The following is a 23,740-nucleotide window of genomic DNA, read 5'->3' as shown; positions in this document are numbered from 1 at the left end:
GGTAGGAAGGTTGCCGCTACGCAGGCCGGGGATCAAGTCCATTTTTCCCCACGCAGCGCAAACCCTTACGCCACGGCTCGCGCCTTGGGTTCGACCAACGGTTCGTTGAACACGTCATAGCCGAAGCACCACGAAGGGTCTTCATTGGTGCGCAGCCAGGTGTTGTCGTGCGAAATGCGCTGCACCTTGCTGGCGCGTTCCGCGCGGTTCGCCTCATACAGTGCAAACGCCAGTTCATGCTTATCTACGCCTACTTCCCGGAAGCAGCGCGCCAGCATTGCGCCGTCCTCGATCGCCATGGCTGCGCCCTGCGCCATGTGCGGCTTCATCGGATGGCAGGCGTCGCCCAACAGCACCATGCGCCCGCGGCTCCACAGCGGCAGCGGATCGCGTTCCAGCAACGACCATTTGGTCACTTCGACGGTGGCGTCGATCAGCGCCTGCACCGTGGGATGCCAGCCGTTGAAAGCCTCGCGCATTTCATCCTTGCTGCTGGGCAGCCAGCGGTCGTTCAAGTCCCAGTGTTCTACCGGCACGCCGGTCACGTAATAGAGCTCGTCGGCCTTTCCTGTCACGAAATAGACCATCATGTGGCGGTCGTCGCTCCACCACTTGACGCAGGAATCGAAGGGCAGCATGCCGTTCTTGACCGGCGGCGTGGGGAACACCGCGCGGTGCGCCAGATAGCCCGCGTACTTAGGCAGTTCCGGCCCCAGCAACTCTTCGCGGATGCGGGAGTTCACGCCGTCGGCGCCGATCACGATATCGGCCTCTTCGGACGTACCGTCGGCAAAGTGCATCACCACCACATCGCCCCGGTCCTCGACCTTGGTCAGCGATTTGCCGTAGGCGACGGCGCTTTTCGGCAAGGCATCGATCAGCAGCGCGTGGAAGTCGCCCCGATGCACGGTGAGATAGGACGCGCCGTAGTTCTTGACGGCGTAGTCGCCCAGCGGGATCTGCGCCAGGATATCGCCCGTCTCCCAATGGCGGCTATACCAGTAGTCCGGGTGGGAGCCTTGCGCGTTCAGCGCATCTTCGACGCCGATCCGCCGCAGGATCTTCATGACGTTCGGCCCCACATGGATGCCAGCCCCTAGCCGCGAAAACCCCGACGCCTGCTCGTAGACACGGACGTTCAGTCCTTCCTTGAGCAGCAGCGCAGCGGTTGCGGCGCCGCCAAGACCGGCGCCAACAATGGCGATACGAGGGGATTTGGACACGGGGGCTACTCCTTGCTGAATGATGAATGACTGGACAAGTGATTGCGCGAACGCGTTGCCGGCCGGCTTACGAAGATGCTGCCGCCAGGCGCTGGAGTTGAAAATTTATGAAGTACACACTTCATTTTTTGATATCAAGAATTTCAACTTGCTCGCAATTCCGAAAATCGAAATCAAAAATATCGTATGTTTTTCACCTTATTAGGTGAAAACCACTACTAAAACCAGGTTGGCTACCGGCCTCACTCTTTGCAAGAATAGAGCGTATACACTTTATTTTGAATTTATCGGAAACCCTAGGTCCGATTCTCAAGGCACCCCCATGACGACGAACTCCAGCACCTATCTCTACGGCGGCCAGGTCCATGCGAACGGCATCCGCCAGCACTACCTGCGCTATGGCGGCCCTGAGGGCGAACGCGCCGAACGCCTCGCGGTCATCATCATTCCCGGCATCACCAGCCCCGCCGTCACCTGGGGCTTCGTGGCCGAACGCCTGGGCCGCCAATTCGACACCTATGTGCTGGACGTGCGCGGACGCGGGCTGTCGGCGTCCGGGCCTGACCTGGACTATGGCCTGGACGCGCAAGCGGCCGACGTGACGGCGTTCGCGCAGGCGCTGGGACTGGAGCGCTATGCGCTGGTCGGCCACTCCATGGGCGGCCGCATCGCCGTGCGCGCCGCGGGCAAGAAGCCGCAGGGGCTGGCGCGCCTGGTCATCGTCGACCCGCCCGTCTCGGGCCCGGGCCGCCGCGCCTACCCCGCCAACCTGGCGTGGTACGTGGACTCCATCCGGCAAGCGACGCGCGGCATGACCGCCGAAGACATGCGGGCGTTCTGCCCGACCTGGACCGAACCGCAACGCCAGTTGCGCGCCCAGTGGCTGCACACCTGCCATGAACCCGCCATCGTCCAGAGCTTCGAGGATTTCGGCCGCGACGACATACACGCCGACCTGCCTGGCATCGCCTTGCCCCTGCTGCTGATGACCGCCGAACGGGGCGGCGTCGTGAGCGATGAGGACGTCGCCGAATGGCAAGGCCTGGCGCCGCAGACGCAGCACGTCCGGGTGTCGGGCGCCGGCCACATGATTCCGTGGGACAACGAAGCCGGCTTCTACGCCGCCTTCGGCGATTTCCTCGGCCACGCCGTGGACTGATACCGCGCACGGGACCTGCACGCCTCCATTCAGCCGCTTCAAGGAACCCTCATGTCCGTCAGCGATACCGATCTGATCCATGCCTGGAAACAGGTGCTCGCCCTCTCCCGGCTGGAAGCCGGCCAGATTGTCACCGTGCTTACCGGCGCCGACACGCATCCGCAGACCCTGCGTTGCGCCATCGCCGCAGCCACCGACATGGGCGCGCGCGTCACCCGGCTGGACCTGCCGCCCGTCAACGCCGACAAGTCCATCAGCCGCGACGCCCTGGCGTATCTGGGCGCTACGCCACTGACCGGCAATGCCGCGGCCATCGCGGCACTGACCGCCAGCGACCTGGTGCTGGACCTGATGACACTGCTGTTCTCCCCCGAACAACACGAGATCCTGCAGACCGGCACCAAGATCCTGCTGGCGATCGAGCCGCCCGAAGTGCTGTGCCGGCTGGTGCCGAGCGAGGCGGACCGCGCCCGCGTGCAGGCCGCCGCCAGCCTGATCGAAGCATCGCGCCAAATGCACATCACGTCGGCGGCCGGCACCGATCTGCGCTGCCAGTTGGGCGACTTCCCCGCCATTTCCGAATATGGTTTCGTGGACCAGCCCGGCCGTTGGGATCATTGGCCCAGCGGCTTCGTGCTGACCTGGCCCAACGAGGGCCATAGCCAAGGCCGCGTAGTACTGGACCGCGGAGACATCCTGCTGCCTATGAAGGATTACGTGACCGATCCGATCGAGCTCGTGGTCGAAAATGGCTACGTCACCCGCATCAATGGCGGGCTGCAGGCCGACATTCTCAAGGAATACATGGCCGCGTATGAAGATCCCGAGGCCTATGCCGTATCCCACATAGGCTGGGGCCTGCAGCCGCGCGCCCAGTGGTCCATGCTGGCCCACTACAACAAGGAAGCCCATATCGGCATGGACGCCCGCGCCTTCGAAGGCAATTTCCTGTGGTCCATGGGCCCCAACAACGAAGCTGGCGGCAGCCGTACTACCGCCTGCCACATCGACATCCCGATGCGCCGCTGCAGCGTCGCCCTGGACGGCCAGCCAGTCGTAATTAACGGAGTCGTGCAGGATGCACCGGGACTGGCCCGCGCTGCGCGCCGAGGAGAGCTCAAATGAACGCGCCCCAGCAACCCGCCCGCATCGATGACACAGCCGGCGACATCTCCGCTTATGCGCGGCAGGGTTTCGGCACTCCGCTGCCGCTCAAAGCCCCCTATGGGCTGCTGATCATCGACTTCGTCAACGGCTTCGCCGACCCGGCCGTTCTGGGCGGCGGCAACATCCCCGAAGCCATCTCGCAGACGCGCCATCTGTTGGCCCACGCCCGCGCGCAAGGCTGGCCGGTAGCGCACAGCCGCATCGTGTTCTCGGACGACGATGCCGACAGCAATATCTTCTGCCTGAAGGTACCGGCCATGCTGGCGCTGAAAGAACACAGCCACAACAGCGCCATCGTGCCGGAACTGGCCCCTGCCGCCGGCGAGTATGTGGTGCGCAAGAGCACCCCGTCCGCCTTCTTCGGCACCATGCTGGCGCCATGGCTGGCGCAGCGCGGCGTTCAGACCCTGCTGGTTGCGGGCTGCGTCACCAGCGGCTGCGTGCGGGCCAGCGTGGTGGACGCCATGCAGGCGGGGTTCCGGCCGCTGGTCGTGTCCGATTGCTGCGGCGACCGCGCGCTGGGGCCGCACGAGGCCAACCTGTTCGACATGGCGCAGAAGTACGCCGCCGTCATGCCCATGGACCAGGCGATAACCGACACGCGGCCATGAACGGCGGCCCAGCCCTTGGCGTCCGGTAATGCCGGCATAATCATCCACCGGCCCGGACTCTGTCAGCCCCATGAACCTGCCTCAACCTGAAGAAATGCCTGGCGCGCTGCTCGCCCATACCGACGCCTTGCTGGTCGTGCGCGAACCCACGGCCCCGCCGCGCCCCGCGCCCGGCCAGCCCGGTGTCGCGTCGGACTATGTCCAGGCTACGCCGGAGATCTTCATTGCGTTGCTGGGCGACAGCGGCCAGCCATCCCAGGACACCGCGTCCGCCGGCTGGCGCGTGCTCGCCTTCAACGGCCACGTGGACCTGGGCACCGGCATCCGCACTTCGCTGGCCCAGATCGTCGCGGAAGAACTCGAGGTTCCCTTGTCGCGCCTGGAGATGGTGCTGGGGCACACCAATGCCGCCCCGAACCAGGGACCCACCATCGCCAGCGCCAGCATCCAGATATCGGCGGTACCGCTGCGACGCGCCGCGGCCCAGGCCCGCGAACATCTGCTGATGCTCGCGGCTCGGCAATGGGACATCCCGCGCGATGCCTTGCGGGTGCGCGAGGGCGTCATCCAGCCCGCCGACGCCAACGACCCGCGGCAGCTGCACTATGGACAGCTGCTGCGCGGCCAGCACATACGGCTGCTCCTGGCGCCCCCTGACCAGGAGGTCCGCCTCAAGCCCGCCCACGAATACAAGATCGTGGGACAGGGCGTCGCCCGCGTCGACATTCCCGCCAAGGCCACCGGCGAACTCAGCTTCGTGCACGACGTGCGCGTGCCCGGCATGCGCCATGGCCGCGTGATCCGCCCTCCCCATCCGGGGCGTGACGCCGGCAGCTTCATCGGCCGTTGCCTGGCCGATCTGGACCGCGACTCCGTCGCCCACCTGCCGGGCAACGTGCAGGTGGTGGCGCAGGGTGATTTCATCGGCGTGGTCGCGGATCGCGAGGAACAGGCGATCGCCGCCATGCGTGCGCTGAAAGTACGCTGGAAGCCTGTTCCGCCCGCGCCGCGCCTGGATGATCTCGAGCAAGCCATCCGCGCCAATCCATCGACGGCCCGGCCGCTGATCGAGGAAGGCGACATCGATACGGCCTGCGCCCGCGCCGCCACGCATCTGCGCCGCAGCTATGTCTGGCCCTATCAAATGCATGCCTCCATCGGCCCGTCTTGCGCTGTCGCCGACTTCAGCGGCGGCCGCCTGACGGTCTGGACCGGCACGCAGAATCCCCACATGCTGCGCGCCGACTTGAACCGCTTGCTCAAGCTGGGCGAGGATCGGATAGACCTGATCCGCCTGGAGGCCGCGGGCTGCTATGGCCGCAACTGCGCGGACGACGTCTGCGCCGACGCAGCGCTGCTGTCGATCGCCGTCGGCGCCCCGGTCCGCGTACAGCTCACGCGCGAACAGGAACATCAGTGGGAACCCAAGGGCACAGGCCAATTGATGGACGTGAGCGCCGCGATCGATGCCGACGGCGAACTGCTGGCCTATGACTTCGGCGTCCGCTACCCCTCCAACGACGCGCCATTGCTGGCCCTGCTGCTGACTGGCGCCATTCCCGCCGAACCTCGCACGCTCGAAATGGGCGACCGCACGGCCGCGCCGCCCTATCGTTATCCCAACCGGCGCATCGTCTGCCACGACATGGCGCCGCTGGTACGCGCATCGTGGTTGCGCGGGGTGTCGGCCCTGCCCAACTCCTTTGCCCATGAGTGCATGATCGACGAACTGGCGCACGCGGCCGGCGCTGATCCTGTCGAATACCGACTGCGCCATCTGGAGGATCCACGCGCCATCGCGTTGCTGCAAGCCACGGCCGCCCGCGCGCAGTGGCGCCCGATGACGCCAGGCAGCCGGGGCCGCCCCGGCGCCGATGGCCGCTTGCATGGCCGGGGCGTCGCCTATGCGCGCTACGTGCATAGCAAGTTCCCCGGTTTCGGCGCCGCCTGGGCCGCATGGGTCATCGACCTGAGCGTGGATCCGGCAAGCGGGCGCATCGAGGTCGAGCGCATCGTCGTCGGCCAGGATACCGGCATGGTCGTCAATCCCGACGGCGTCCGCCACCAGATCCATGGCAACGTCAATCAGACGCTAAGCCGCAGCCTGTTGGAGAAGGTCGTTTTCGACGACGCCGGCGTGGCCTGCCGGGAATGGGGCGGATACCCCATCATCGGCTTCAAGAACCTGCCTGCCATCGACGTGCTGTTGATGCCGCGCCAGGACGAGCCGCCCATGGGCGCCGGCGAATCCGCGTCGGTTCCCGGCCCCGCGGCGATTGCCAATGCGCTATTCGACGCGACGGGGCTGCGCTTCTACGAAGCGCCTTTCACTCCTGAAGCCGTGCATGCCGCGCTATTCCCGGCGGCTCGCGACGCGTAAATTCCGCCTCATGGATTTAACGGGAATTCCCTGATACTCCCGCCCCGGCCCGCTGGCTACCATTCGCCGCACCTCAGCCTTCGGCTGATCGCTACAAATGCGCCGGATGGCGCGGAGACACCCATGAAAGCACTCAAACTGGCCGCGGCAGGCACCGCCTTACTCATTTCGTCCTTGACCGCCCACGCCGGCGCGACTTTCGAGGCGGTCAAGAACAAGGGCTTCGTCCAATGCGGCGTGTCCACCGGCGTCGCCGGCTTCTCGGTGAACGACAGCAAGGGCGGCTGGATCGGCCTGGACGTGGACCTGTGCCGCGCACTGGCCATCACCATGTTCGGCGATGCCTCCAAGGCCAAGATCATGGCGGTCAGCGCGCTGCAACGCTTCACCGCCCTGCAGTCCGGCGAAGTCGACGTGCTGCCCCGCAACACCACGCTCTCGCTGACGCGCGACACCACGCTGGGCCTGATCGGCGTGGGCGTGAACTACTACGACAGCCAGGGCATCATGGTGAACAAGTCCCTGAACGTGAAAAGCGCCAAGGAGCTGGACGGCGCCACGGTCTGCGTGCAGCCCGGCACCACCACCGAACTGAACCTGGCCGACTGGTTCCGCTCGCAGAACATCGTCTTCAAGCCCGTGGTCGTCGAGCGCCTGGACGAGATCATCCGCGCTTTCGCAGTGGGCCGTTGCGACGCCTTCACCGGCGACAAGTCGCAGCTAGCCGCGGCGCGCAGCAACCTGGAGAACCCGGAAAAGTACGACATCCTGCCGGAGAACTTCTCCAAGGAGCCGCTGGGCCCCATGGTCCGCCAAGGCGACGAACAATGGTTCAACGTCGTGCGCTGGACCATGTTCGCCATGCTGGAAGCCGAGGAATACGGCATCACGTCCAAGAACGTCGACGAAATGCTCAAGAGCACCAACCCCAACGTGCAGCGCCTCTTGGGCGTGACGCCGGGCATGGGCAAGAACCTGGGCGTGGACGACAAGTGGGCCTACAACATCATCAAGAACATCGGCAACTACGGCGAAAGCTTTGAGAAGAACCTCGGCCCCAGCAGCCCGCTGAAGCTGCCGCGCGGCCTGAACGCTTCGTACCGCGATGGCGGGCTGATGTACGGCTGGCCGGTGCGCTAAAGTCACAGCAGGACCACGCCAGGCATCGCCCGCTACGGCTTCGCGCCGTGGAACAGCGGCGATGCCTGGATTCTTTCCAGCATGCCTCTAGCCGCGCTGGTCAACGGCCGATTCGCCCGCACGATCAGCCGCGTCTGCGCCGCCTCGAAGATGGGATTGGTGGTGCGCAGCGCCACCAACTCACCCCGAGCCACCTCCTTCACCACCGAGTTCGCCGACGTGAAGGTCAGCCCCAGGCGGCTCTCCACATAGCGCTTCAAGGTCACCACCGAGTTGGCGATGAAGCTGGGCGACAGCACGATGTTCTCCGATAGTTCCGCCATCTCGATCAGCTGGCGCAAGCCGAAGCCCGGCCCCATCAGCGCAATCGGATAGCGCTCCACGTCCTTCAGCGTCGGCCGCTTGCGCTGCCGCGCCAGCGGATGATCCGGCCACGCGATCACGCACAACGGATGGTTGCGCGTGTGAACCACGCGTATGCCGGGGTCCGCCGGCGCGCCGAACACCACGCCAATATGGGCGTCGTCGTGCACCACGGCGCGCACCGCGTCGGAAGCGCCGGCCACTTTCAGCGAAACCCGCACGCCAGGATGCTGCCGGCAGAATTCATCCACCACGCCGCTCATCAGGATATCGACGAAGCCCTCGCTGGTGACGATCTGGATATCGCCGCGTTGCAAACCATTGACCTCGTCCAGCCGGGCCCGCAAGGCCTGCTCGCTGGCCTGCCGGTCGCGGCAGTGGTCCATCACAATCGAGGCCATGTCGGTGGGCACGATGCCCCGGCCCTTGCGCTCCAGCAGCGCCACGCCCAGCTCCGTCTCCAGCAACTGGATCTGACGGCTGACGATGGAAGGCTCCACCCCCAGGCGCTCGGCGGCGCCGCGCACCGATCCGGTCGTCACCGCCTCGAAGAAGTATTGCAGGCGCCGCGCGCTCAGTCCTCCGTCCATGCTTGTCCCCTTTTTCTACGATTTCTCTAAATCGTTGCCTTTTTAGCAACAAAATCCCTCGCAGCTTACATTGATTTACAGGCCTGCGATTGCGAATAATGCGCGTACTTTCAAATCCGCTCGGTTGCGAGCCGCAAGCTGGAAGCCAGCGGCGGCGGCAATGCGAGGTAACGCCCATTTCGAGCCTTTAAGCATGAAACTCTTCGCTTCGATCCTCGCTGCCGCAACCCTGAGCGTATTCAGTCAACAGGCCGCTTTCGCCTCGCCGGAAGCTGCCTACCCGAGCAAGCCCGTCAAGGTCGTGGTCGGCTACGCGCCGGGCGGCTCGTCCGACGCCGTGGCGCGGCTGATCGCCGGCCGCCTGTCGGACAAGCTGGGCCAGACCTTCGTGGTCGAGAACCGTCCCGGCGCCGCCAGCAACATCGCCGCCGCGACCGTGGCGCGCTCGCCCAACGACGGCTACACCATCCTGCTGGGCTCGAACGCCAGCACCATCAACGTGTCGCTGTACAAGGAACTGTCCTTCGACTTCCAGAAGGACTTCGCGCCGGTGGCGCTGCTGACGCGCTTTCCCAACATCATGGTGGTGAACAACACCGTGCCGGCCAAGACGGTGCAGGAGTTCATCACCTACGCCAAAGCCAACCCCAAGAACATTTTCTTCGCCTCGTCCGGCGCAGGCTCGTCGACCCGCCTGTCGGCTGAACTGTTCAAGATGATGACGGGCGTGGAAATGGAACACGTGCAGTACAAGGGCAGCGCACCCGCCCTCACCGACCTGATGGCCGGCCGCATCCAGGTGATGTTCGACACCGCGCCTTCGGTCATGCAGCTCATCCAGGGCGGCAAGCTGCGCGCACTGGGCGTCACCAGCGCTACCGTCCAGCCCTTTGCGCCCGAGATCCCCACCATCGACGCCACCGTCAAGGGTTACGAGATGACGTCCTGGTACGCGCTGTTCACGCCTGCCGGCACGCCCGCCGGCATCGTGGAAAAGCTGAACAAGGAAGTCAACGCGATCCTGGCAGAGAAGGAAATCCAGGAGAAGCTCGCCGGCATGGTCGCCACGCCCGGCGGCGGCACGACGGAAGAACTGCGCCAGCACGTCGCCTCCGAAATCGCCAAGTACGCCGACGTCGTCAAGGCCTCTGGCGCCACCGCAGACTAAGCACTCGTACCATGCGCGTTTTCACCGGTTCGCTGTCCACGGAAACCAATACGTTCGCTCCGCTGCCCACCTCGCTGGATGATTTTTCCGACCGGGGCTACTACCCCGCAGGCACCCATCCTCCCGAGATGACCATCTTCAGCGGACCTCTGTGGGCAGCGCGCCAGCGCGGCGCGCAACACGGCTGGACCGTGATCGAAGGCATGGCCGCCGGCGCCCAACCCGGCGGCATTACTACGCGCCATGCCTACGAGACTTTGCGCGATGAACTGCTGCGCGACCTGCGACAGGCCTTGCCCGTCGACATGGTGGTGCTGGGCCTGCATGGAGCCATGGTGGCCGACGGCTACGAAGACTGCGAAGGCGATCTGCTGGCGCGCGTCCGCGGCATCGTCGGCCCCGAGGTTGTCGTGGGCGCGGAGCTGGATCCGCATTGCCATCTGTCGGACGCCATGGTCGCCAACGCCGACATGCTGGTCGCCTACAAGGAATATCCCCACACCGACATCCGCGAACGCGCGCTGGAACTGGTGGACTTCTGCGCGGCAATCGTCGATCGGCGCATCGCCCCGGTTGCCGCCGTGGCCGACTGCGAGATGGTCGTCACCATCCGCACGCCACAGGAACCGGCGCGCAGCTATATCGACCGCATCAGCGCGCTGGAAGGCAGCAACGGCATACTCTCCATTTCCGTGGTGCACAGCTTCGCCTGGGGCGACGTGCCCGACATGGGGACCAAGCTGCTGGTCTATGCCGACGGCAACGCCCAGGCCGCCCAGCAGCTTGCGCGGCGCCTGGCTGACGAGCTCATAGGCATGCGCGAAGTGTTGACGCCCGTCTACCCCAAACCGGACGAAGCTATCGACCAGGCTCTGGCATATGGCGCAACGCCTGTCGTCATTGCCGATGCCGCTGACAATCCCGGCGGCGGGGGTGCGGGCGACTCCACCTTCCTGCTGCGGCGCCTGCTGCAACGGGGCGTGCGCAATGCGGCGATAGGCCCCATGTGGGATCCCATCGCCGTCCGCATCGCTTTCAGCGCTGGCGTCGGCGCGCGCTTGCCCTTGCGCATCGGGGGCAAGATCAGCCCCCTGTCAGGGGAACCGCTGGACTTGATGTGTACGGTCAAGGCGCTGGTGCCGGACATGGTCATGACGGGGTTGTCCGGATCGCCGGCTGTCGTGGGGAATTCCGCCCTGGTCGAAGCAGATGGTATCGAGATCGTGCTGATCACGGTGCGGGCCCAGGCCATGGATATCGATGTGTTCACGCAGTTGGGGTGCCGGCTGGAGGAGAAGGCGCTGATCGTGGTGAAGTCGGCGCAGCATTTCCAGGCGTCGTTCTCGAAAGTAGCGCGGCATGTGATCTTTGCGGATGCGCCGGGGTCGGCGACGCTGGACCAGAGGAACCTGCCGTATAAACATATTCCTAGGCCAAAGTGGCCGATCGATATGTGACAAAATTTCCGGAACGCTGGCCCCCGGACGTCTTGTATTGAAGGGATACACAACAGTCGTCAGTGGTTCATCATCCGCGAGTTACCCTAGCCTGGCCAGCGCCAGTCCGCTGAATGCGTTACTCTCCCCCTCCCCAATTCAAGTCCGCAAGGAGCCCCAAATGGCACAAGCCTCCGCCCGCCACATCCTCGTCTCCACCGAAGCCAAGGCCAACGAACTGAAGACCGCCATCGAGAACGGCGCCGACTTCGCTCAGCTGGCCAAGGAAAACTCCAGCTGCCCGTCCTCGCGCGACGGCGGCAACCTGGGTACGTTCGGTCCGGGCCAGATGGTCAAGGAATTCGACACCGTGGTGTTCAGCGCCCCGGTCGGCGAGGTCCAGGGTCCGGTGAAGACCCAGTTCGGCTACCACCTGGTTGAAGTGACCAGCCGCAAGGACTAAGTCCAGCAGCAGTCTCAAAGAAAGCCGCCGCCAGGCAACTGGCGGCGGCTTTCTTTATGGCTCGCGCATCTGGGCCGCCGCTCTCAGGCAGTCCACGAACGCGGTCAATCCGGCGCTGTCACGGCGGCCACTGCGGGTGACGATGGCGTAGTCCAGCGCCACGCGAGGCGTAAGGGCCCGGAGCTGCACGCGCCAGCGCGTGCCGGTCAAGGCGGCAAACGAGGGCACGACGGCTTGGCCCAGCCCGGACTCGACCATGGCCAGGATAGTTTCCAGGTGGCTGTAGACGCGGCGCGGCGGGAGGTTCGCGACATCGGGCATGCGAGGAACGTGCCGGTCTATCAGTTGCTGGATGGGGTTGCTGGAAGGCAGCACGATGAGACTGGCGGGATCGAGCCGCTGCCAGGGCAAGGGAGCACGGCGGGTCCGGGCGATATGTTCGGCCGATTGCGCCAGCACCAGTTCGGCGGGGAGCAACCCGCGGCGGCGCAGGCCAGCCGCTTTCTGGAAGAAGGCGCCGAAACCGGCGTCCAGGGTTCCGTCTTCGACACCCTGTTGGATCAGGCTGCGGTCCATGTCGGCCACTTCGACACGCCATTCCGGCTGTGCTGCCGAGCAGGCGCGCAGCACCTGCGGCAGGATGCTGCTGGCGATGAGCGGGGTGACGCCCACGCGCAGCACGCGCGCCTGCGGCGTACTGGCGGCGGCCAGTTGACGCAGCGTGCCGCCCAGTTCATCGACCATGCGCTGGGCGACGGGCAGGAGCGTTCGTCCCGCATCGGTGAGCAACACGGCGCGGGTGCTGCGTTCGAACAGGCGGCTGCCTATGCTCTGTTCGAATTCGCGCACCATGGCGCTCAGGCCGGCCTGCGTCAGGTGCAGTTGGGCCGCGGCCTTGGTGAAGCTGGCATGTTCGGCTACGGCAAGGAAGCCGCGCAGTTGGCGCAGGGAGAAATTCACGCGTGGACTACCAGATAATTAATAAAACTTCTTTGTTAATAGACAAGATAACGCAGTTTTACTTGTTTATCCGTTTGCGTTGCAATTGCGAAATGCGCTGCCTTCCGTCCGGATGGGCCCAGAACAAAAGCGCAAATGCGCCTACAGGAGACAAGCATGTTCCGATTCCCCCTGCGAATTGCCTCGGCATTCGCCATCGCGTGCGCGGCCCTTGCGCCGGCGCACGCCGTCCAGGCTGCGGACTTCCCCGAGAAGCCGATCAGGCTAGTGGTGCCATTTCCGCCCGGTGGCCCGACCGACACGAGCGCGCGCCTCTTCAGCAAGACCATGGCCGAACAGCTGGGCCAACCGGTCATCGTGGAGAACCGTGCAGGCGCGGGCGGCTCGGTGGGCACCACGTCGGTAACGCGCGAACAGCCTGACGGCTACACGCTGCTATGGGGCGGCACCAGCAGCATGGTGGTGGCGCCCGCGCTCTATCCCAAGCTGGACTATGACCCCATCGCCTCCTTCACCCCCATCGGCATGGCGGTGCGCGGCCCGCTAATCCTGGTGAGCCGCCCCGCCCTGCCCAGTGCTGACCTCAAGGCGCTGCTCGACCTTGCTCGGCGCCAGCCGCTGACGGTGGCCTCGGCCGGCACGGGTTCGGTCGGCCATCTCACGGCCGAACTGTTCGATCGCAGCGCGAACGTGGACATTCTGCACATTCCTTACCGCGGCGGCGCGCCGGCGCTCAGCGACGTGCTTGGGGGCCAAGTTGATCTGTTGTTCGACACGGTGACTCTGCTGTATCCGCAGATCGCGGCGCAGAAGCTACGCGCCTATGCCGTTACCGGCGCGCAGCGCTACCCGCAACTGCCCAACGTTCCCACCGTGGCTGAAGTGCTGGGCAAACCTTTCGAAGCCTATTCCTGGTTCGGTCTCATGGCGCCCGCCCACACGCCGCAGCCGGTGATCGAGCGCCTGACCAAGGCGCTGGCCGCCGCAGCGCGCGATCCCGAGGTCAAGCGCCAGCTGGCCGACCTGGGCCTGGAGCCTGTGGGCGATACGCCGGAGCAATTCGCGCAATCGATCCGCACGGACCTGGACAAATGGACCCAGGTCGTCAAGCAAGCCGGCATCAAGCCTGACTAACCCACACCCCCGCAACATATGTCTCACAACGCCTCCCCCCTATATCTCATCGCCGGCGCCGGCCTGGGCGGCCTGACCGCCGCGCTGGCCCTGCAGCGGCGCGGCTTGCGCGTGCGCGTGCTGGAGCAGGCACAGGAGCTGCGCGAAGTCGGCGCGGGCATCCAACTTAGCGCCAACGCCAACCGCGTGCTGTATCAACTGGGTCTGGAACACGCGCTGACGGAGGTCGCACGCCCGACGGCCGGAAAGCGTATCCGCTTGTGGTCCAGCGGACGAACCTGGCCGCTGTTCGACCTGGGTGCGGAATCGGTGGCCCGCTATGGTTATCCGTACCTGACGATCTATCGCGCCGACCTGCACCGGATTCTGGCGCAGGCGGTGCAGTCCAATGACCCGCGGGCCATCACCCTGGGCGCCAAGGTCACCAGGTTCACGCAGGACGACACAGGCGTCACCGCCGTACTGGAGTCGGGCGAAAAAATCGAAGGCGCGGCACTCATCGGCGCCGACGGCGTGCACTCGCGCGTGCGCGCCGCGCTGTTCGGCGCGGACGCCGCGGCGTTTTCTGGCACCGTCGCCTGGCGCGGCGTGATCCCGGCCGAAAAGTTGCCCGCGCATCTGCGCGAGCCCTATGCCTGCAACTGGGTAGGCCCGGGCGCCCACGTCATCCACTATCCGCTGCGGCAGGGAAAACTGGTGAACTTCGTGGGCATCCTGGAGCGCGACGATTGGCAGGTGGAGTCCTGGACCGAGCGCGGTAGCGTAGCGGAATGCGCGCGGGATTTCGCGGGCTGGCATGAGGATGTGCAGACACTGATCCAGGCGCTGGACGAACCCTACAAATGGGCGTTGATGCTGCGCGAACCGCTGCCTGAGTGGTCGCAGGGCCGCGTGACCCTGCTGGGAGACGCCTGCCATCCGACGCTGCCCATGCTGGCCTCGGGCGCGGCAATGGCGATCGAGGACGGCTATGTACTGGCGCGCGCATTGGAGGCGCGGCCGGACGATGTTCCCCAGGCATTCAAACGCTACGAAGCGGCGCGCGTGGAACGGGCATCTCGCGTGGTGCGCGGTTCGGCCGAGAACGCTCGGCGCTTCCACAATCCGGCACTGGCACACGCGCAAGGCGCCGCCGACTACGTGGACCGCGAGTGGAACGAAACGCGCGTGCGTGAACGCTATGAATGGCTGTTCAGCTATAACGCGGATGAAGCGCCGGTCTGACTCTGCCGCCACATGAAAAAAAGGCCGCCGCTGGGTCTATCGCTGGCGGCGGCCTTTTTCATTCGCATGGCCGCTGGGGCCAAGCGCGGCCTTACTCTTTGCCCGTCATCACCATATGCGCCAACGCGTCCGCATCCAGCCCGGCCACGTCGCGCTCGATGACCTTGGTTCCGCTCTTCAGGATCGCCACCCTGTCCGCCAGCGCCACCACGTCGGCCATGTTGTGGCTGATGAGGATCACAGTGCGGCCCTCTTCGCGCAGCTTGCGCACCAGGTTCAGAACCAGCGCCGTTTCCTTGACGCCCAGCGCGGCGGTGGGTTCATCCATGATGACGACGCGGGCGTCCCAGCGCAGGGCGCGGGCGATGGCGACGGCCTGGCGCTGGCCGCCGGACATGCGCTCCACGGGCCGGTCCATGTCATCGATGGGCACGGACAGGCGTTGCAGGTAGCCGCGCGCATCCTCGGCCATGCGGCGTTTATCCAGGATGCTGAGCGGCCCCACGCGCCGCACCAGTTCGGCGCCCATGAAGATGTTTTCCCAGATCGACAAGCGCGGAGCCAGCGCCAGATCCTGGTAGATGGTGGCGATGCCTTGCACCAGGGCGTCGTGGGGCGATCCGAACGCGACCTGCTGCCCGTTCAGGCTCATCGCGCCGGCGCTGGGTTCCTGCGCGCCTGAGATGATGCGGATGAGCGTGGACTTGCCCGCGCCGTTGTCGCCGCAGATGGCCATGACCTTGCCCTGGGGCACGTCCAGGTCCACGCCCTTCAGAGCTTCGACGGCGCCATACGACTTCTTGATCTGGCGTAGCGACAACGCGGCGGTCATGGCTCTTGGCTCTTACTTGGCGGTTTGCAGGAATTTCTGGACATTGCTGGCGTCGACCAGGACGGAGTCCATGAAGAGGTAGGGCCCGGCGGCGATGCTTTCCCTGGGTTCCTTCTTTACGACGATCCGGTCGATGGCGTAGATGGCCTTGGTGCCCATCTGCTCGAAGGGAATCATCATGGTCGCTGTGATGATACTGTTGGGATCGGCGATGCGGCGGTAGGTCTCCGGGCTGCCGTCGACGGACACGAGCGTGATGTCGCCCTTTTTCATGCCCTGGGCCTGCAGCAGATCGTCGATGACATAGGCCTGGCCGTCGAACGAGGCCCAGATACCCTTGAACTGGCCCTGATGGCGCAGCAACAGCGCCTGCATGCCGTTGCGCACATCGTCGCGCCAGCTCTGGGTGCGGGCCATGCTGAACTTGGCCAGGTCCTTGACGGCGGTGTTCTCGGTCAGGACGGCGTCCAGCATCTTGCCGCGGATGCGGGTGCCGGAGTTGCCGTCGAAGCGGGCGGACAGAATGTTGCCCTGGTAGCCCATCTTGCCCAGCATGTAGAGGACGGACTGGGCGCCAGTGGCGTATTCGTTGACCTCGACGTCGAACAGCATGTGGGGGCTGGCGCCGGACATCACGCCGACGACGGGTATGCCCTTCTCCTTGGCGGCCTGCAGCTGCGCGTCGGTTTCCACGGGCTTGCCCATGGCGATGACGATGGCGTCGACCTTCTTGTTGACCAGGGTGTCGAGCTGTTCGGCCAGCTTGGGCAGCGAGCCTTCGGCGTTCAGCTGGGTCACGGTCCAGCCCTTGGAGCGGGCGGCTTCGGCAGCGGCGTTGGCGACGCGCGCGTGGGTTTCCGAAGACATCTGGAACGCGACGATGCCCACGTCGAAGGCGTGCGCCGCCGCGCCCATGGCCAGGGCCGGCACCGAAAACACGGCCAACAGCAGATTGCGCATCAAGGATTTACGCATGGTTCTCTTCCCCTTCCGATCAGAATTTGAAGGCCGCTTTCTTCAGCACGGCCGATGACACCGCGACGGACGCGATGATGATGAAGCCCAGAACGATGTCCTGCACGTAATACGGCGCACCCATGAGGACCAGGCCGTTGCCCAGCACCTTGAGGATCAGCGCGGCGACCAGCGTGCCGGGTATGTTGGCATGGCCGGGGTTGAACATGGTCATGCCCAGCAGCACCGCGGCGATGGCGTACAGGAAGTAGTCGCCGGCCATATTCGGCGCGGCCGAAGACAGGCTGGACGTGAGCAGCACGGCCGCCAGCCCCGCGCACAGGCCGGAAAGCGCCAGGCCTATGCTTTTCATGGCACGTATGTTGATGCCGGCCAGCCGCGCGGATTCGCCGGCCTCGCCGGTGGCGGTCATGCGGGCCCCGGTGCGGGTCCATTTCACCAGGAAGAACGCAAGCAGCACGGCGCCCAGCATCCACAGCACCAGGGCAGGAATGCCGAAGGGCTTGCCGCGCGCCAGGTCGGTGAAGGCCGCGGGCCAACGGCCCACATAGGACACGCCGTCGGTCAGCATGAAGGCGAAACCGCGCGCCATGGCTGCCATGCCCAGCGTCGCGATCAGCGAGGGCACGCGCAGCCGCGTGACGGCGATGCCGTTCACGAGGCCGCACAGCAGGCCTACGCCCAGGCCCGCGCCTATGGCCAGGAGCACCGGCTGGCCGGTATGCACCAGGGCGCCCGTGACGACCGCCGCGAGGCTGGCGACGTCGGCCACCGACAGGTCCAGTTCGGCCGTGACCAGCGCCAGCGTGAAGCCGATGGCAATGATGGCCAGGAAGCTGGTTTCCTTGGCGATGTTCAGAAGATTATTGGGCGCCGCGAAATTCGGGGCTGCCAACGCGAAGAAAACCACCAGGACCAATCCCGCGATTGCCGTGCCGTACTTTTCCAGGATGCCGCGCATCGACTCAACCCTTGCTGCGTTTTGCTTGTTATGTGGGCGCGTCACTGCGCCCCGCTGATGGCGAGGTAGTTTATACCTGGGCCATCAGCCCATGTCGATGCCGGCCAGCGCGCGCGATACTGGCGCCAGCGCGGCTTCCGCGGCGCGGAACTGGCGATACATGCGGCGATAGGCGTGCGCCCGCTCGGCCTGGGGTTCATAGCGTTGCGCCACGCGCACCAGCGCGTCCTGGGCGGCCGCGAAGCTGCCGTAGCGTCCCAGGCCCGTCCAGGCGGCGACCGCCGCGCCCAGTACGCCGGGCTGTTCGGCCTGGCCGACCACCAGAGCGCGTTCGCAGATGTCGGCCTTGACCTGGCACCACTGGGCATTGGACGCCGCGCCGCCGCCGAAGCGGATCTCTTCCACAGGACTGCCCAGTGCGCTTTCGGCGCGCTCCAGCACGATGCGGTTGAGAAAGGCCACGCCTTCCAGCACGGCCCAGGCCAAGTCGCCGGGGCCGTGGCGACGGTTCAAGCCCAGAAAAGCGCCGCGCAGGTGCGGATCCCAATACGGCACCCGTTCGCCTTGCAGATAGGGCAGGAACAGCGCCGGTTGCGGATCGCGCGGCGCATCGAGCAAGGCGTCCATGGCCTCGCCCACCCCGGCCATGCCTTCGTCGCCCAGGCGGCCCAGCAGCGGCAAGAGCCACGCCACCGTATCCGCGCCATTCTGGCCTGGCCCGCCGATCTGATGATGTCCGCCGCCCCAGTCCACCGTCATCAGGCCTTGCGCCTGCACCGGCTCGGCGCCCACGGCGCCGAAAACTTCGGTGGTGCCGGAGATGTTGTAGGCGTAACCCGGCCGCAGTGCGCCCAGGCCGGCCACGGCCGCCCAGGTGTCGTTGGCGCAAGCCACGACAGGACGTCCCGACAGACGCGCCAACGCGCCCGATAGACCCTTTTGCACGACGCCGACGACCTCCAGCGGATCGAGCAGGCGCGGTACCCAGGCCGGATTGGCCCCCACCGCCGTCAGCAGGTCGGCGCAGTCCGGTCCGGCCGTGGCGGCCGCCGCCAGGCGCGCCATCGACACGGTGTCGCTCACGGTGCGTCCGGTCAGGCGGAAATTCAGATAATCCTTGGGTTCCAGCACCAGCCGCACCCGCGCCGCGTGCTCTGGCTCTGCGTGCAACAGCCAGGCCACGCGCGCCCAGGGATGGAAGGCGTTGATCTGTCCATGCTCGGGATGGGAGGACGGCATGGACGCGAGCCACGCGCCCACGTCCGCCGCCGCGCGCGTATCGCGCCAGGTGATCGCCGGCCGGATGGCAGCGCCGTGCGCATCGATGAAGACCTGCGTGCGCGTGACGCCGCAGATCGCGATGGCCTCTACCGCACTGAAAGCGGCGTCCGCCTGCGCCGCCAGCGCATCGGTCAGGGCTTGCAGCCCGTTCCACCAGGCATCGGCGTCGATCTCGTCCCAGCCAGGATGAGCGGCGGGGTTGGCACGCGCCGGACTTTCGATGAAGCACGAATGCGCGATGCCGCCGCGATCGTCCACCAACGCGGCGCGAAAGCGCGTGCCACCCAGATCCACCGCCAGGACGTAGCTCATGCCGGCACCTGCATCAGGCGGATCTGGCCGCGCCCGGGCTGCATGGCCCGCAGCGGGCGGAGGGTCTGGATATCAAGCATGGGAGGCGGCTTCTGCGTGATCGGATGGCCGTCGGAACGGGCGTTCCGGCATAGGCAAATTGTAGTCCTGTCAGGGCTCGCGCGCAGCGCTGGCATCCAGCGTCGCTGCACCGCAGCACCGGAAATCCTATCAATTGATTATTTCTGTTCAGGTGACACGGGCAGCGGGCGTGGGACAGAATGGCCCACACCCGGAGGAGACAACCGGGGCCATGAAAACCATCAAGAACGCATGCGCAAGCGCGCAGCCCGAGGCCCATGAAAAAGTCCAGGAACAAGGTCATCATTACCTGCGCCATCACCGGATCGGTCCATACGCCGTCGATGTCGCCCCATCTGCCCGTCACACCCGATGAGATCGCGCAGTCCGCGTTGGATGCGGCCAAGGCCGGCGCCGCCATCGTGCATCTGCATGCGCGCCAGCCCGATACCGGGCAGCCTACCCAGGACCCCGCGCTGTATGCGCAGTTCCTGCCCCGCATCAAGAACGCTTCGGACGTGGTGATCAACATCACCACGGGCGGCTCGCCCGTGCTGCCGCTTGCCGACCGCATGGCGCCCGCGCTGCAATTCAAGCCCGAGGTGGCCTCGCTGAACATGGGTTCGATGAACTTCGGCATGTATGAACTGCTGGAGCGATTCAAGGAGTTCAAGCACGCCTGGGAACGTCCGTATCTCGAAGGCAGCAATGACCTGATCTTCAAGAACACCTTCAAGGACATCGAGCGCATCCTGACCTCGTGCGGCGACAACGGCACGCGCTTCGAGATCGAGTGCTACGACATCGGGCACCTGTATACGGCGGCGCATTTCGTCGACCGCAAGCTGCTCAAGCCGCCCTTCCTGATCCAGTCCGTGTTCGGCATACGCGGCGGCATCGGCACGCATCCCGAAGACGTAATGATGATGAAGCGCACCGCGGACCGCCTGTTCGGCGACGACTACATCTGGTCGGTGCTGGCCGCCGGACGCAAGCAGACGCCGCTGGCGACCATGGCGGCCACCCTGGGCGGCAACGTGCGCGTGGGCCTGGAGGACTCGCTTTGGGACGGGCCGGGAGAATTGGCGCACTCGAACGCGGACCAGGTGCGGCGCATCCGCCGCATCCTGGAAGACCTTTCGCTACAGATTGCCACGCCCGACGAGGCGCGCGAAACGCTGCAATTGAAGGGCCGCGACAACGTCGCGTTCTGAACCAGATCCATTCAGTGGGGAGACAGACATGAAAAAGACATTGTTCGCAGCCGCGCTCGCGACGCTGTTGGGGACGGCCGGCATGGCGCAGGCCGACGACGGCGTGATCCGCATCGGCTTCATCACCGACATGTCCGGCCTGTCGGCGGATGCCGACGGCCCGGGCGGAGCAGAGGCGATCAAAATGGCGGTGGCGGACCTGGGCGGCGTGGTGGCGGGGAGAAAGGTCGAGGTGCTGGTGGCAGACCACCAGAACCGGGCCGACATCGCCTCGTCCAGGGCGCGCGAATGGCTGGACCAGAAGGGCGTGAACATGCTGATTGCGGGCGCCAATTCCGCGGCAGCGCTGGCGATGGCGAAAGTGGCCGAAGAAAAGAAGACGCCGTTCTTCGTGGTGAGCGCGGGCGCCTCCGAGCTGACGAATTCGCAATGCACGCCCTACACCGTGCACTATGTGTACGACACGGTTTCGCTGGCGCGCGGCACGGCCCGCGCGATGATGAAGGAAGGCAACAAGGACTGGTACTTCCTGACGGTGGACCACGCCTTTGGACACGCGCTGGAGCGCGATGCCTCAGCGGTGGTGCAGGCCGACGGCGGCAACGTCAAGGGGCGGGTCCGGCACCCGCTGAACGCGGCGGATTTCTCTTCCTTCATCCTGCAGGCGCAGGCATCCGGCGCATCGGTGCTGGGGCTGGCGAACTCGGCCAGCGACACCAGCAATGCCGTCAAGGCAGCCAATGAATTCGGCCTGACGCCCAAGATGAAGATCGCGGGCCTGCTGGTATTGATTACGGACGTGCACGCGCTGGGACTGCAAGCCGCGCAGAACATGTATCTGACCACGGCCTGGTACTGGGACCAGGACGACGCCTCGCGCAAGTGGGCCGCGCGCTTCGAAGCCGCCATGAAGAAAAAGCCGTCGATGCTGCAAGCCGGCGACTATTCCGCCGCCACGACCTATCTGAAGGCAGTGGAAGCCACCAAGAGCACCGATGGCGACACCATCATGAAATGGCTGAAGGCGAATCCGGTCAACGACTTCTTCGTAAAGGACGGAAAGATCCGCGCCGACGGCCTGATGGTGCACGACATGTTCCTGATGCAGGTGAAGAGCCCGTCGGAGTCGAAGGCGCCCTGGGACTACTACAAGCTGGTGGCCCGCGTGCCGGGCGATCAGGTCTATACCTCGCCGGCGGAATCGACCTGCCGTTTGATGAAGCCCTGAGCCGTAACGGCAAGGATCTGGCATGACTATGAAGAACGTTGTTCCGGGGGACATTTCCGCGTTGCCCGTGGATCTGTCCGGCAAGCGCGTCATCGTGACCGCGGGCGCCGCCGGTATCGGCGCGGCAATCGCCGCCGCATTCGCGGACCGCGGCGCCAAGGTGCACGTCTGCGATGTGGATGAGCAGGCGCTGGCGGCCTGCCCTCACCCCTGGTCACGCGCCGACGTGAGCCGGCGCGAAGAGATCGACCGCTATATGCAGGAAGCGCTGGCGCAGCTGGGCGGCCTGGACGTGCTGGTCAACAACGCTGGCATCGCCGGCCCCACGGCAGGGATCGCGGACATCCAGCCGCAGGAACTGGACGCCACGCTGGACATCAACCTGGCATCGCAATTCCACACGGTGCGGCATGCGCTGCCGGCGCTGCGTACGTCGGGCGGCGGCAGCATCATCAACATCAGTTCGGTGGCGGGCCGCATGGGCATCCCCATGCGCACGCCCTACGCAGCGACCAAATGGGGCGTGGTGGGCTTGACGCGTTCGCTCGCGGTCGAACTGGGCGGCCATGGCATCCGCGTCAACGCGCTGCTGCCCGGACTGGTGGCGGGGCCGCGGATCGACCGCGTGATCGAGGCGCGTGCCCGGAACATGGGCCTGACCGTGGAAGAAGAGACCCGGCTGGAGCTGGCCGGCGTCAGCCTGCGGCAGTTCGTGCGGGCCGCCGACATCGCCAACATGGCTTTGTTCCTGGCCAGCCCGTTCGGAGCGATGATCAGCGGGCAGGCGATCAGCATAGACGGCGACCTGCAATCGCTGCCCTGGCAGCCGCCGGCGGAGTAGGACCGGCGTCTACTCCAGCAACTGGACCGTATGCGCATAGACGCCCTGGCGGCGGTCCTGAGCCGTGGCGCGCAGGGCGTCCAGCAGCCGCTCGGCCAGGTCCTGCCCGCGCTCTTCCTTGCGGGTGATGAGGTAGAAATCGAACCACTGCCGCGACGCCAGGGGCCGGGCGACCAGATCGGGATAGGCCGCCACGATGTCCCAGGCGGAGAGCGCATTGACCAGGCTGATGCCCCGGACCGCCCGCACCGTGCCGGGCAGCAGCGACATGTGCGCCCGCATGCCCGAGCTAAGCAGCAGCGTATCCGCGATGTCGCCCTGGGCCACTACATAGTCGGACCACAAGGGCTTCACATAGGTGTCTGGCGGTATATCGGCCGCCGCGATGGTGTCGCGCCCGGCCAAGGGGTGGTCGCGATGCGCGATGGCCATGACGTCGGCGCGCAGAAACGGCGTGAACGCCAGGCGGGCGCTGTCGCGCTCCACCGCGCCCAGGCCGAAGTCCGCGCGCATGGTTTCGACCGCGCTGATGGCCTGCACGGATGATTCGATGTCGATGGAAAAAGGCCGGGTGCCGTTGGCGTCCAGATAGCGCCGCACCGCGTCGGGCGCGTAGCCCAGCGCCAGCGCGGGCGAAGACGCGATGCGCAGGCCGCGCCCGCCGAATTGTTCGATGCTGTGCAGGGCCTCGTCGATGCGGACCAGCTCGTCCAGCACGAACTTGGCCTCGCTGTACAGGTACTGTCCGGCCTCGGTCGGACGCAAGGTCTTGTGGGACCGGTCAAACAGCTGCACGCCGGTCGCGCCTTCCAGGCGGGATATCGCGTGGCTGACCGCCGGCTGCGTCAGGTGCATGGACTGCGCGGCCTGCCGGGTCGATCCGGTCATGACCACCGCGTAGAAAATGCGCAGGTCGTGAATATTGAAATTGCGCTTCATGCGGCGCGAGCCTCCCTGGGTGGTCGGTTGCCCGACTGCGCCCGGCCGGACGTCGATGGCCGGCCTGCGCGAGGCCTTC

General features: G+C 65.8%; 21 protein-coding genes. 13 read left to right on the top strand and 8 right to left on the bottom strand.

Translation table 11 applies throughout. The annotated features are described in order from the left end of the window. Positions 1 to 65 precede the first annotated feature (65 nt). The gene (locus IB257_RS10755) at positions 66 to 1,223 is read right to left on the bottom strand and encodes an FAD-dependent monooxygenase (protein WP_054458878.1); all 1,158 of its coding nucleotides are present in this window, start codon (positions 1,221 to 1,223) and stop codon (positions 66 to 68) included. Between the two features lie 322 nt (positions 1,224 to 1,545). On the opposite strand from IB257_RS10755, the gene IB257_RS10750 reads away from it, so the two are divergent. The 5 genes from IB257_RS10750 (at position 1,546) to IB257_RS10730 (ending at position 7,680) form a co-directional block, all read left to right on the top strand. Continuing rightward, on the top strand, positions 1,546 to 2,382 hold the full coding sequence (locus IB257_RS10750) for an alpha/beta fold hydrolase (RefSeq protein WP_054458877.1): 837 nt from the start codon (positions 1,546 to 1,548) through the stop codon (positions 2,380 to 2,382). Between the two features lie 51 nt (positions 2,383 to 2,433). Next, positions 2,434 to 3,507 carry a 2,5-dihydroxypyridine 5,6-dioxygenase gene (locus IB257_RS10745; RefSeq protein ID WP_192492281.1) on the top strand — a complete coding sequence of 358 codons (1,074 nt, stop codon included), beginning with the start codon at positions 2,434 to 2,436 and terminating at the stop codon, positions 3,505 to 3,507. Then, complete coding sequence (locus tag IB257_RS10740) at positions 3,504 to 4,160, top strand: isochorismatase family protein (protein ID WP_054458873.1); 657 nt, start codon at positions 3,504 to 3,506, stop codon at positions 4,158 to 4,160. Before IB257_RS10745 ends, IB257_RS10740 begins: the two co-directional genes overlap by 4 nt. Before the next feature lie 70 nt (positions 4,161 to 4,230). After that, entirely contained in the window at positions 4,231 to 6,540 is a 2,310-nt protein-coding gene (locus IB257_RS10735; RefSeq protein WP_192492280.1) for a molybdopterin cofactor-binding domain-containing protein, read from the top strand. A 123-nt stretch (positions 6,541 to 6,663) separates the two neighbouring features. Continuing rightward, positions 6,664 to 7,680 (top strand): amino acid ABC transporter substrate-binding protein, encoded by a 1,017-nt coding sequence (locus IB257_RS10730; RefSeq protein WP_054458869.1) that lies wholly within the window; start codon positions 6,664 to 6,666, stop codon positions 7,678 to 7,680. 32 nt (positions 7,681 to 7,712) lie between these two features. On the opposite strand, the gene IB257_RS10725 is transcribed toward IB257_RS10730, so the two are convergent. Continuing rightward, positions 7,713 to 8,633 (bottom strand): LysR family transcriptional regulator, encoded by a 921-nt coding sequence (locus IB257_RS10725; RefSeq protein ID WP_175212719.1) that lies wholly within the window; start codon positions 8,631 to 8,633, stop codon positions 7,713 to 7,715. A gap of 193 nt (positions 8,634 to 8,826) precedes the next feature. Between IB257_RS10725 and IB257_RS10720 the strand changes: the two genes are divergently transcribed. From IB257_RS10720 to IB257_RS10710, 3 genes are all read left to right on the top strand, one after another. After that, entirely contained in the window at positions 8,827 to 9,801 is a 975-nt protein-coding gene (locus IB257_RS10720) for a tripartite tricarboxylate transporter substrate binding protein (protein WP_054458863.1), read from the top strand. An 11-nt stretch (positions 9,802 to 9,812) separates the two neighbouring features. Then, on the top strand, positions 9,813 to 11,258 hold the full coding sequence (locus IB257_RS10715) for a M81 family metallopeptidase (protein ID WP_192492279.1): 1,446 nt from the start codon (positions 9,813 to 9,815) through the stop codon (positions 11,256 to 11,258). A gap of 160 nt (positions 11,259 to 11,418) precedes the next feature. Beyond that, positions 11,419 to 11,700, top strand: a complete 282-nt coding sequence (locus tag IB257_RS10710) for a peptidylprolyl isomerase (protein WP_006385706.1) — start codon at positions 11,419 to 11,421, stop codon at positions 11,698 to 11,700. 54 nt (positions 11,701 to 11,754) lie between these two features. Here the strand turns inward: IB257_RS10710 and IB257_RS10705 are convergent, their stop codons facing one another. Beyond that, positions 11,755 to 12,660 carry a LysR family transcriptional regulator gene (locus tag IB257_RS10705; RefSeq protein WP_192492278.1) on the bottom strand — a complete coding sequence of 302 codons (906 nt, stop codon included), beginning with the start codon at positions 12,658 to 12,660 and terminating at the stop codon, positions 11,755 to 11,757. A 156-nt stretch (positions 12,661 to 12,816) separates the two neighbouring features. On the opposite strand from IB257_RS10705, the gene IB257_RS10700 reads away from it, so the two are divergent. Together IB257_RS10700 and IB257_RS10695 are read left to right on the top strand one after the other, a co-directional pair. Further along, positions 12,817 to 13,794, top strand: coding sequence for a tripartite tricarboxylate transporter substrate binding protein (locus IB257_RS10700; RefSeq protein ID WP_192492277.1), 978 nt, complete (start codon positions 12,817 to 12,819; stop codon positions 13,792 to 13,794). Positions 13,795 to 13,812: 18 nt separating this feature from the next. Further along, on the top strand, positions 13,813 to 15,018 hold the full coding sequence (locus IB257_RS10695) for an FAD-dependent monooxygenase (protein ID WP_192492276.1): 1,206 nt from the start codon (positions 13,813 to 13,815) through the stop codon (positions 15,016 to 15,018). A gap of 91 nt (positions 15,019 to 15,109) precedes the next feature. On the opposite strand, the gene IB257_RS10690 is transcribed toward IB257_RS10695, so the two are convergent. From IB257_RS10690 to IB257_RS10675, 4 genes are all read right to left on the bottom strand, one after another. After that, positions 15,110 to 15,850 (bottom strand): ATP-binding cassette domain-containing protein, encoded by a 741-nt coding sequence (locus tag IB257_RS10690; RefSeq protein WP_054458855.1) that lies wholly within the window; start codon positions 15,848 to 15,850, stop codon positions 15,110 to 15,112. A 12-nt stretch (positions 15,851 to 15,862) separates the two neighbouring features. After that, on the bottom strand, positions 15,863 to 16,825 hold the full coding sequence (locus IB257_RS10685) for a substrate-binding domain-containing protein (RefSeq protein WP_192492275.1): 963 nt from the start codon (positions 16,823 to 16,825) through the stop codon (positions 15,863 to 15,865). 19 nt (positions 16,826 to 16,844) lie between these two features. Further along, on the bottom strand, positions 16,845 to 17,786 hold the full coding sequence (locus IB257_RS10680) for an ABC transporter permease (RefSeq protein ID WP_054458851.1): 942 nt from the start codon (positions 17,784 to 17,786) through the stop codon (positions 16,845 to 16,847). 84 nt (positions 17,787 to 17,870) lie between these two features. Next, positions 17,871 to 19,379 carry an FGGY-family carbohydrate kinase gene (locus IB257_RS10675; protein ID WP_175180474.1) on the bottom strand — a complete coding sequence of 503 codons (1,509 nt, stop codon included), beginning with the start codon at positions 19,377 to 19,379 and terminating at the stop codon, positions 17,871 to 17,873. Between the two features lie 338 nt (positions 19,380 to 19,717). Between IB257_RS10675 and IB257_RS10670 the strand changes: the two genes are divergently transcribed. Genes IB257_RS10670 through IB257_RS10660 form a run of 3 tightly spaced genes read left to right on the top strand, consistent with a single transcriptional unit; the run spans position 19,718 to position 22,722 of the window. After that, positions 19,718 to 20,653, top strand: a complete 936-nt coding sequence (locus tag IB257_RS10670) for a 3-keto-5-aminohexanoate cleavage protein (RefSeq protein WP_054458847.1) — start codon at positions 19,718 to 19,720, stop codon at positions 20,651 to 20,653. Positions 20,654 to 20,681: 28 nt separating this feature from the next. Beyond that, positions 20,682 to 21,881, top strand: coding sequence for an ABC transporter substrate-binding protein (locus tag IB257_RS10665; protein WP_192492274.1), 1,200 nt, complete (start codon positions 20,682 to 20,684; stop codon positions 21,879 to 21,881). 22 nt (positions 21,882 to 21,903) lie between these two features. Next, positions 21,904 to 22,722 carry an SDR family oxidoreductase gene (locus IB257_RS10660; RefSeq protein ID WP_054458842.1) on the top strand — a complete coding sequence of 273 codons (819 nt, stop codon included), beginning with the start codon at positions 21,904 to 21,906 and terminating at the stop codon, positions 22,720 to 22,722. 9 nt (positions 22,723 to 22,731) lie between these two features. On the opposite strand, the gene IB257_RS10655 is transcribed toward IB257_RS10660, so the two are convergent. After that, positions 22,732 to 23,661 carry a LysR family transcriptional regulator gene (locus IB257_RS10655; RefSeq protein WP_054458840.1) on the bottom strand — a complete coding sequence of 310 codons (930 nt, stop codon included), beginning with the start codon at positions 23,659 to 23,661 and terminating at the stop codon, positions 22,732 to 22,734. Between the last annotated feature and the right edge of the window lie 79 nt (positions 23,662 to 23,740).

This window comes from Achromobacter sp. ACM03 (assembly GCF_014851665.1).
GTDB lineage: Bacteria > Pseudomonadota > Gammaproteobacteria > Burkholderiales > Burkholderiaceae_B > Achromobacter > Achromobacter aegrifaciens.
This window is presented reverse-complemented; position numbering and strand designations above follow the sequence as displayed.

Bases quoted from the DNA above. Each gene is read 5' to 3' on its own strand.
- IB257_RS10750 (WP_054458877.1), top strand. From the start codon at position 1,546: ATGACGACGAACTCCAGCACCTATCTCTACGGCGGCCAGGTCCATGCG.
- IB257_RS10745 (WP_192492281.1), top strand. From the start codon at position 2,434: ATGTCCGTCAGCGATACCGATCTGATCCATGCCTGGAAACAGGTGCTC.
- IB257_RS10740 (WP_054458873.1), top strand. From the start codon at position 3,504: ATGAACGCGCCCCAGCAACCCGCCCGCATCGATGACACAGCCGGCGAC.
- IB257_RS10735 (WP_192492280.1), top strand. From the start codon at position 4,231: ATGAACCTGCCTCAACCTGAAGAAATGCCTGGCGCGCTGCTCGCCCAT.
- IB257_RS10730 (WP_054458869.1), top strand. From the start codon at position 6,664: ATGAAAGCACTCAAACTGGCCGCGGCAGGCACCGCCTTACTCATTTCG.
- IB257_RS10725 (WP_175212719.1), bottom strand. From the start codon at position 8,633: ATGGACGGAGGACTGAGCGCGCGGCGCCTGCAATACTTCTTCGAGGCG.
- IB257_RS10720 (WP_054458863.1), top strand. From the start codon at position 8,827: ATGAAACTCTTCGCTTCGATCCTCGCTGCCGCAACCCTGAGCGTATTC.
- IB257_RS10715 (WP_192492279.1), top strand. From the start codon at position 9,813: ATGCGCGTTTTCACCGGTTCGCTGTCCACGGAAACCAATACGTTCGCT.
- IB257_RS10710 (WP_006385706.1), top strand. From the start codon at position 11,419: ATGGCACAAGCCTCCGCCCGCCACATCCTCGTCTCCACCGAAGCCAAG.
- IB257_RS10700 (WP_192492277.1), top strand. From the start codon at position 12,817: ATGTTCCGATTCCCCCTGCGAATTGCCTCGGCATTCGCCATCGCGTGC.
- IB257_RS10695 (WP_192492276.1), top strand. From the start codon at position 13,813: ATGTCTCACAACGCCTCCCCCCTATATCTCATCGCCGGCGCCGGCCTG.
- IB257_RS10690 (WP_054458855.1), bottom strand. From the start codon at position 15,850: ATGACCGCCGCGTTGTCGCTACGCCAGATCAAGAAGTCGTATGGCGCC.
- IB257_RS10685 (WP_192492275.1), bottom strand. From the start codon at position 16,825: ATGCGTAAATCCTTGATGCGCAATCTGCTGTTGGCCGTGTTTTCGGTG.
- IB257_RS10680 (WP_054458851.1), bottom strand. From the start codon at position 17,786: ATGCGCGGCATCCTGGAAAAGTACGGCACGGCAATCGCGGGATTGGTC.
- IB257_RS10675 (WP_175180474.1), bottom strand. From the start codon at position 19,379: ATGAGCTACGTCCTGGCGGTGGATCTGGGTGGCACGCGCTTTCGCGCC.
- IB257_RS10670 (WP_054458847.1), top strand. From the start codon at position 19,718: ATGAAAAAGTCCAGGAACAAGGTCATCATTACCTGCGCCATCACCGGA.
- IB257_RS10665 (WP_192492274.1), top strand. From the start codon at position 20,682: ATGAAAAAGACATTGTTCGCAGCCGCGCTCGCGACGCTGTTGGGGACG.
- IB257_RS10660 (WP_054458842.1), top strand. From the start codon at position 21,904: ATGACTATGAAGAACGTTGTTCCGGGGGACATTTCCGCGTTGCCCGTG.
- IB257_RS10655 (WP_054458840.1), bottom strand. From the start codon at position 23,661: ATGAAGCGCAATTTCAATATTCACGACCTGCGCATTTTCTACGCGGTG.